The organism is Pseudomonadota bacterium (genome assembly GCA_030860485.1).
GTDB lineage: Bacteria > Pseudomonadota > Gammaproteobacteria > JACCXJ01 > JACCXJ01 > JACCXJ01.
In genome coordinates this window covers 48924-55566 of record JALZID010000214.1, presented here as the reverse complement: position 1 = coordinate 55566, position 6643 = coordinate 48924, and the positions used below count along the sequence as shown (strand labels likewise).

Annotated in this window: 7 protein-coding genes and 1 pseudogene; 6 read left to right on the top strand and 2 right to left on the bottom strand. The window is 63.8% G+C overall.

Annotated elements, in window-relative coordinates; all coding sequences use genetic code 11:
* Nucleotides 1–88 precede the first annotated feature (88 nt).
* The 6 genes from M3461_12845 (at nt 89) to M3461_12820 (ending at nt 5666) form a co-directional block, all read left to right on the top strand.
* Entirely contained in the window at nt 89–697 is a 609-nt protein-coding gene (locus tag M3461_12845; GenBank protein ID MDQ3775168.1) for a hypothetical protein, read from the top strand.
* A complete protein-coding gene (locus tag M3461_12840) occupies nt 654–2027 on the top strand; it encodes a methyl-accepting chemotaxis protein (GenBank protein MDQ3775167.1) in 1374 nt (457 codons plus the stop codon). Before M3461_12845 ends, M3461_12840 begins: the two co-directional genes overlap by 44 nt.
* A 368-nt stretch (nt 2028–2395) precedes the next feature.
* Nucleotides 2396–2959, top strand: a complete 564-nt coding sequence (locus M3461_12835; protein ID MDQ3775166.1) for a hypothetical protein — start codon at nt 2396–2398, stop codon at nt 2957–2959.
* 3 nt (nt 2960–2962) lie between these two features.
* Entirely contained in the window at nt 2963–3817 is an 855-nt protein-coding gene (locus M3461_12830) for a protein-glutamate O-methyltransferase (protein ID MDQ3775165.1), read from the top strand.
* A 20-nt stretch (nt 3818–3837) separates the two neighbouring features.
* On the top strand, nt 3838–4509 hold the full coding sequence (gene cheD, locus M3461_12825) for a chemoreceptor glutamine deamidase CheD (GenBank protein MDQ3775164.1): 672 nt from the start codon (nt 3838–3840) through the stop codon (nt 4507–4509).
* A 26-nt stretch (nt 4510–4535) separates the two neighbouring features.
* A complete protein-coding gene (locus M3461_12820) occupies nt 4536–5666 on the top strand; it encodes a chemotaxis response regulator protein-glutamate methylesterase (GenBank protein ID MDQ3775163.1) in 1131 nt (376 codons plus the stop codon).
* A gap of 146 nt (nt 5667–5812) precedes the next feature.
* On the opposite strand, the pseudogene M3461_12815 reads toward M3461_12820, so the two are convergent.
* Together M3461_12815 and M3461_12810 are read right to left on the bottom strand one after the other, a co-directional pair.
* Nucleotides 5813–5902 (bottom strand): annotated as a pseudogene (locus tag M3461_12815) (RNA-directed DNA polymerase).
* 6 nt (nt 5903–5908) lie between these two features.
* Complete coding sequence (locus M3461_12810) at nt 5909–6187, bottom strand: formylglycine-generating enzyme family protein (GenBank protein ID MDQ3775162.1); 279 nt, start codon at nt 6185–6187, stop codon at nt 5909–5911.
* Nucleotides 6188–6643 lie beyond the last annotated feature (456 nt).

Here is a 6643-nt window from a genome sequence, read left to right as displayed (position 1 = left end):
GCTTCGCGAGGTACCTTACCTTCGTCCCAACAAACCATTTCAGGGGAAGCCATGAGCGTTCAATTAACGCTGAAACTTTGTCACGTCGATGTCAAACAAGTGTTCAACTAACGCTGAAACTTGCCCGTTTACCCATGAGATTGCCCCCAAACAAGCGACGATCGCCAAGGACATCGAAGGGCTGGAGGCCCTCGAGTCCGAGTACGGTCAGGAGTTTCGCAGCGCGGAGCCGTGGCGGCGCGTGAAGACGGCTTGGGACAATCTCAAGGCACAGGCCCTGGCACTCAGGCCCGAGGACAGCTTCGAGCGGCATACTGCCATTCTCGCCGATCTCCAGGATCTCATGGCCTACATCGCGGACACCTCGGGATTGATCCTGGACTCCGAACGCGAGAGCGCCCATCTCGTCGACATCGCGGTATTCAGGTTGCCGGTCGTGGGAGAACGTCTGGGCGTCTTACGGGGAAAGGCCACCGGGTTCACGGCCCAACGAATACAAATCTCGGGGAGTTTGACGAGTGAGCAGAAAGCCGAGCTGATCGGCGGACTCGCCGTGGTTCGCGATGCCCTCGACGCGATCGACGAGCGTCTGCGGCCCCCGACCGAGGGTGGTATCGGGGCCGCAGGCGGGATCCGCCGCCGTCCGGGAAGAGTTGGTCACCAAATCCCGGAACTTCACCGAATTGGTGGACGTTAAGGTGATCCAGGCGCCCGAAGGAGCGCCGATCGAAGTCAAGCCGGCGCAGGTCTTCGCCGCGGGGAGCGAGGCCATCGCGGCCGCGTTCAAGCTGGCCGATACCGCATCGGCGTCTCTGGGCGCCCTCCTGGGAGAGCGTGTCGAGCACCTGAGACATGATCAATATGTCACCCTGGCACAGGCGCTGTTCCTGATGCTGGCGGGCGTGGTCCTGGGTTTCGCGGTGACCCGCGACGTGGAGCGTTCCGCGGCAGCGACGGCGGCGGTGGCGTCGGCGATCGCGAAGGGCGACCTCACCTCCACTATCAAAGTCATCGGTCGGGACGAAGGGGCCTGGCTGCTGCACGAGCTCAAAACGATGCAGAAGAAGCTGATCGAGGTCACTATCGAGGTGCGTCGTACGGCGGTCGCGGTTTACAGCGGAGCGCATCAGATCGTCCAAGGGAACACCGATCTGTCGAGCCGCACCGAGGAGCAGGCCTCCAGCCTGGAGGAAACCGCCTCGAGCATGGAGGAATTCACCGGGACCCTACGCCAGAACGCCAACAACGCACGTGAGGCCAATCAGCTCTCTTCCAACGCTCGACAGCAGGCGGAACGCGGCGGCGCAGTGGTGCGTGCGGCGATCGCCGCCATGGCCGAGATCAATGCCTCTGCCAAGCGTATCGCGGACATCATCGGCGTGATCGATGAGATCGCATTTCAAACCAATCTCCTCGCGCTCAATGCGGCGGTCGAGGCGGCGCGCGCCGGCGAGCAGGGGCGCGGGTTCGCGGTGGTGGCCTCCGAGGTGCGCAACCTCGCCCAACGCAGCGCCGGGGCTGCCAAGGAGATCAAGGACCTCATCCAGGACAGCGTGAGGAAGGTGGAGGACGGATCCAAGCTCGTCGACCAGTCGGGTGCGGCGCTCGGCGAGATCGTCAGCTCGGTCAAGCGGGTCTCGGACATGATCGCCGAGATCGCCGCGGCGAGCCAGGAGCAGTCCTCGGGCATAGAACAGGTGAACCGAGCGATCACCCAGATGGACCAGGCGACCCAGCAGAACGCCGCGCTGGTGGAAGAGGCCGCCGCGGCCAGCGAGTCGCTGGAGGAACAGGCCAATCACCTCACGGAGATCATGGAGTTCTTCAAGCTCCAGGAGATGGCCGCCACCTCGACCCCGGAGCGCATCGCTCATGCACCACTGGCGGCGGTAGAACGGCGGGCCACCGAACGCCCCTGGTCGGGAACACCGAGCGCGCGTCCCAAGACGACCTCGAGTCCGGCCAAGGTGCCTGCCCAGCGGGTTGCGGTGGCCGGGGGTGACGAGAAGGAATGGGAGGAGTTTTGATCCCATGGCGCTGGATCCCATGGCCCTGGATCCCATGGTACTGGGCCCCTCGCTCACCATTCAGGAGGCATTGGGTTTGAAACAGCAACTCGGTGGGATCCTATCGGTCGGCGGCGCCGTTCATCTGGATGGCGCCGGGGTTCGCTCTTTCGCTCGACCGATACGGCGGGCATCCAACTCCTCGTCGCCTTCTCTCGGGAAGCGAAAATGCGAAATGTCGAGATCGTCTGGCGGGGCGCGAGCGAGGTCCTGCTGCGATCGGCCGCGGGCTTGGGCCTTTCGGCATTGCTCGGACTGGCCGCGCCCGATGAGTCGCCGTAGGGCGGGAAGACCGGCATGGTACTCGAACGCTATAGAGATACATCCGCGTGACCCCTACCCGCACCGGGCTCTTCGTCTCGTGTCCCGGATCCCAAACGCCGGGCTGGAATGAACAGGCCGAGGTGGCGGCGCTCGTGACCTTGGCCGTGGCCCACATCGAAGCGGCCCTATCCGAGGCGGAGTGCTCCGTGCGCAGCCTGGGCAGCGCGTTCGTATCCATTGCGAACGCCATCGAACCGATCGTCGGGGGGCTGGGCCTGACTTCCGACGGGGGATCCGGGCCGCCTCATGGACCGGCGTCTACGATGCTCTCCGACGATATCCGGCGCGCGGTCGTGGCCTTGCAGTTCCACGACCGGTTGACGCAAAAGCTCTCCCACGTCGCGTCGAATCTCGGGACGGTCGCCGAGCTACTGCGCGATCCCTCCAGGCGGGGCGCGCGTACCGCCTGGGAGGTATTGCGACGGGAGATCCGGGCCCATTACACCATGGACTGTGAGCGGAGCCTGGCCGATGCCGTCCTGCCGGAGGATTCAACCATCCGCGCGGCCGCGCAAAGGGATCCCATGATGCCTGCGCCTGGCGAAGGCGGCGTTATCGATCTGTTCTGAATCATGGCTGCCGCGTCGCACACGGCACACCAGGCCGAGTTCTATTTCACGCACGAGCATTTCGAGCTCCTGAGGGAGTATATCCGTGAGCACTCCGGGATCGCGCTGTCGGACGCCAAGCGCCAGCTCGTGTACACGCGTCTCGTACGGCGTCTGCGGAGCCTCAAGCTCACGGGCTTCGATGAGTATTGCGACCTCATCCGCCGCCGCGATCACAAAGAGCTGGTCGAGCTCGTCAACGCCATCACTACGAACCTCACGGGGTTTTTCCGGGAGCCGCACCATTTCGATTACCTGGCACGCCCCGTCCTGCCCGATCTCATGGGACGAAACCCGCCGGGTCGGCGCCTGCGCCTGTGGTCGGCCGGTTGCTCGACCGGCGAAGAACCCTATTCTATGGCCATGGTGGCTCGGGAGTGCGTGCCTCGAGCAGCCGGCTGGGACCTCGAGATCCTGGCGACCGACATCGACTCCAACGTGCTCGCGAAAGCCCAGGCCGGCACCTATCCGGAGGAGCGCACCGATGGGATATCCGCGGAGCGTTTACGCCGCTGGTTCCGAAGAGGCGCGCGGTCCAATGCGGGCCTCGTGAAGGTGGATGCCGAAGCGGCCTCCCTCGTGACCTTCAAAAAGCTCAACCTGCTGGATGCATGGCCCATGACGGGTCCCTTCGATGTCATCTTCTGTCGCAATGTCGTGATCTACTTCGACAAGCCCACCCAGAAGGCGCTGTTCGACCGCATGGCCGACATCCTGGTCGACCGGGGTTACCTTTTCATAGGTCATTCAGAGAGCCTGTTCAAGGTCTCGGAGCGCTTCAAGCTCATCCATCGGAACACCTATCAAAAAGAGGCGTGAACCGGGAGAGAGCACCAAGGATGATCCATTGCGACACGATAAAGTTGCGGACCGCACCGATCCAGGATCCACCGCCGGTGTTGCGCGGATTCGAACATGTGACGCGTTACTGGGACCGCCAGACGGCGCAGTTCGCGGCCAAGATCCTGCCGGGCGAATACTATGTGACGCAGCACGGGGAGCTGATCGTCACCGTGCTCGGGTCTTGCGTCTCGGCCTGTATCCGCTGCAAAGCCACGGGCTTCGGTGGAATGAACCATTTCATGTTGCCTGAGAACCGCAACGATCGCCGGGACCTCTACTCGGGCCCGGGTGCGAACGCGGCGACACGCTATGGCAATTTCGCCATGGAGCACATGATCAACGACCTCTTGAAGCTCGGGGTAAAGCGTAGAAACCTCGAGGTCAAGATCGTAGGGGGCAGCCGGATACTCAAGAACATGACGGATATCGGACGCCGCAATATCGAATTTGTGCGGGAATATATCCGCACCGAGCAACTGCCCCTGGCGGGAGAGGACGTGGGCGATATCTACCCGCGCAAGGTGTATTACGACCCGGAGAGGGGGCGGGTGCGGGTCAAGAAACTGCGCGCCTTGCGCAATGACACGATCTTCGAGCGCGAGGCCCGCTACCGCCATGAGCTTCAGGTCCAGCCCATCGCGGGCGAAGTAGAGTTGTTCTCGTCTTGATCCCGTTTTCGCGAGGTGGAACCGCCATGAGCTTTGTGCCTTCATCTGCCCAGTCATCGGAGCGCAAGGTGCGTGTCCTGGTCATCGACGACTCCGCGCTGGTGCGCAAGGTCGTCAAGACCATCCTGCAGCAGGACCCCGACATCGAAGTGGTCGGTGCGGCCGCCGACCCCTACCTGGCACGCGACAAGATCAAGCTATTGCAGCCCGATGTTCTGACCCTGGATGTCGAGATGCCGCGCATGGACGGGGCTACCTTCCTACGCAACATCATGCGCCTGCGGCCCATGCTGGTGATCATGGTGTCCACGCACACGACGACGAGCGCCGACATCACCCTCGAGGCCTTGGCGCTCGGCGCGGTCGACTTCGTGACCAAGCCGCACATGAGCTTGCAACATACGGTGTCCGAGTTCGCCGAGGAGCTCATCGCCAAGGTGAAGGTGGCGGCCAAGGCGCGACTCAAGGCGCGCGAAGCCGGCGCAAGCCGCGCCCTGAAAGAGTTCGGCCCGCGCCTGAGCGCCGAAGCCGTCCTGCCTAGGACGCCTCCCCTGCGCGCCGCCACCCAGCGCGTCGTACGCATCATCGCGATCGGGGCATCCACCGGCGGAACCGAGGCGATCAAAGACCTGCTCTCCAACCTGCCGGAGGACGCGCCGGCTACGGTCATCGCCCAGCACATCCCCGAGTCTTTCAGCGAGCCCTTCGCGCGCCGCTTGAACGGGCTCTGCGCGCTGCAAGTCTGCGAGGCGCACGACGGGCAGGAGATCCTCCCCGGGCACGCCTATGTCGCGCCCGGCAGCCATCACCTCATGGTGGTGTCCGAGGGCTCGCGCCTGGTGTGTCTCTTGAGCGACGGCCCGCCGGTGAACCGGCACCGTCCGTCCGTGGACGTGCTGTTCCGCTCGGTGGCCCAGAGCGTCGGGCCCAACGCGTTAGGCGTGATCCTGACGGGCATGGGCAGCGATGGGGCGCAGGGCCTCCTGGAGATGCGGGAGGCCGGTGCCGGCACCATGGCCCAGGACGAGGAGACCAGCGTCGTGTGGGGGATGCCGAAAGAGGGCGTCAAGCTCGGCGGGGTGGACCGCATCCTGCCGCTCGACCGGATCGCGAAGGAGCTCATGGCCTTGGTCGCCGATCGCTCGCGTCCCAAGTGAGGATCGTGGGGATCGGGCCGTCCCGTCCGAGGGCAAAAGCGCGCCGCCGCCCTGGGCGTCGAACCTCGCCCGCCGGGTGCGAGCGCCCTTGAGGTGGACTGGTACACCTCCAAAGCCCTGTCTGAAATTTCAAATATGTTTGGTTAGAGATTGGCGAAGAACTGGCTCGTCAAGTTGCCGATGGGGATGCCGGTGCGCCTTTCGAGCGGCGTGAACAGATCGTTGCCGGGAAAGTAGCAGCTCTAGTTCTGCCTCATGCCTCGGTTGAACACATTCGCATAGATCCACGCCTGCGACACATCATCGCTCCAAAACCATGCACTGGTGGTGTCGCCACGGTGCGCGTAGAGCATCCGCTCGTATTCCGCAAAGGTCACCGCTTGCCGATGGCGAACGGCTTTTGAAACTCCACTCTTTCTAACCGGCTTTTCATCTGCGTCACCCGTTCCCTGAAGGTCACCCATCTGGAAGCTACCCGCGCGAATTTCCACCATCTCAGCTTCGATGTGATAGCGATGCAACCACGTGAACTACCTTGGCTCCGGCCCTCCATGCGCATCCCCCGCCGACTCGTCCGGGCAGAGGCCAAGGCGCGTTGCTTGTCTTCTTCCGCGCGGGCTCGCTCGCGTTCCGAGTTTGCCGCCATCTCCTGCTGCAAACGAGCCTCCGCCTCGAGGCGCTTGATTTCGGCCTCCCTTGGTCTCGCGCTCGAGACGTTCCCGGTTTCTCCCGTACGCGCCGCGCACTTTCGTCGATTAGCCGAACACGGCCTCGGCACGGATCGGGTTGGAGGCGAAATAACGCTTGAGCCAGGCCGTGGGATATCCCCTTTCCTCGATGCGTGCCCGCCACCGTCCGGCGCGCGCGGCGTCGTTCGCATCGCACGGTATGCGATCCGACGCCTACCAAGCCACTCACGAGGGTGCCCCACGACCCTCTCGCAGTTGAATGCTGACAGTCATCCGTTCAGGCACACG

What these genes read in the sequence shown, in the direction of transcription:
- M3461_12845 (MDQ3775168.1), top strand. Translation starts at nt 89, where the DNA reads ATGTCAAACAAGTGTTCAACTAACGCTGAAACTTGCCCGTTTACCCAT.
- M3461_12830 (MDQ3775165.1), top strand. Translation starts at nt 2,963, where the DNA reads ATGGCTGCCGCGTCGCACACGGCACACCAGGCCGAGTTCTATTTCACG.
- cheD (MDQ3775164.1), top strand. Translation starts at nt 3,838, where the DNA reads ATGATCCATTGCGACACGATAAAGTTGCGGACCGCACCGATCCAGGAT.
- M3461_12820 (MDQ3775163.1), top strand. Translation starts at nt 4,536, where the DNA reads ATGAGCTTTGTGCCTTCATCTGCCCAGTCATCGGAGCGCAAGGTGCGT.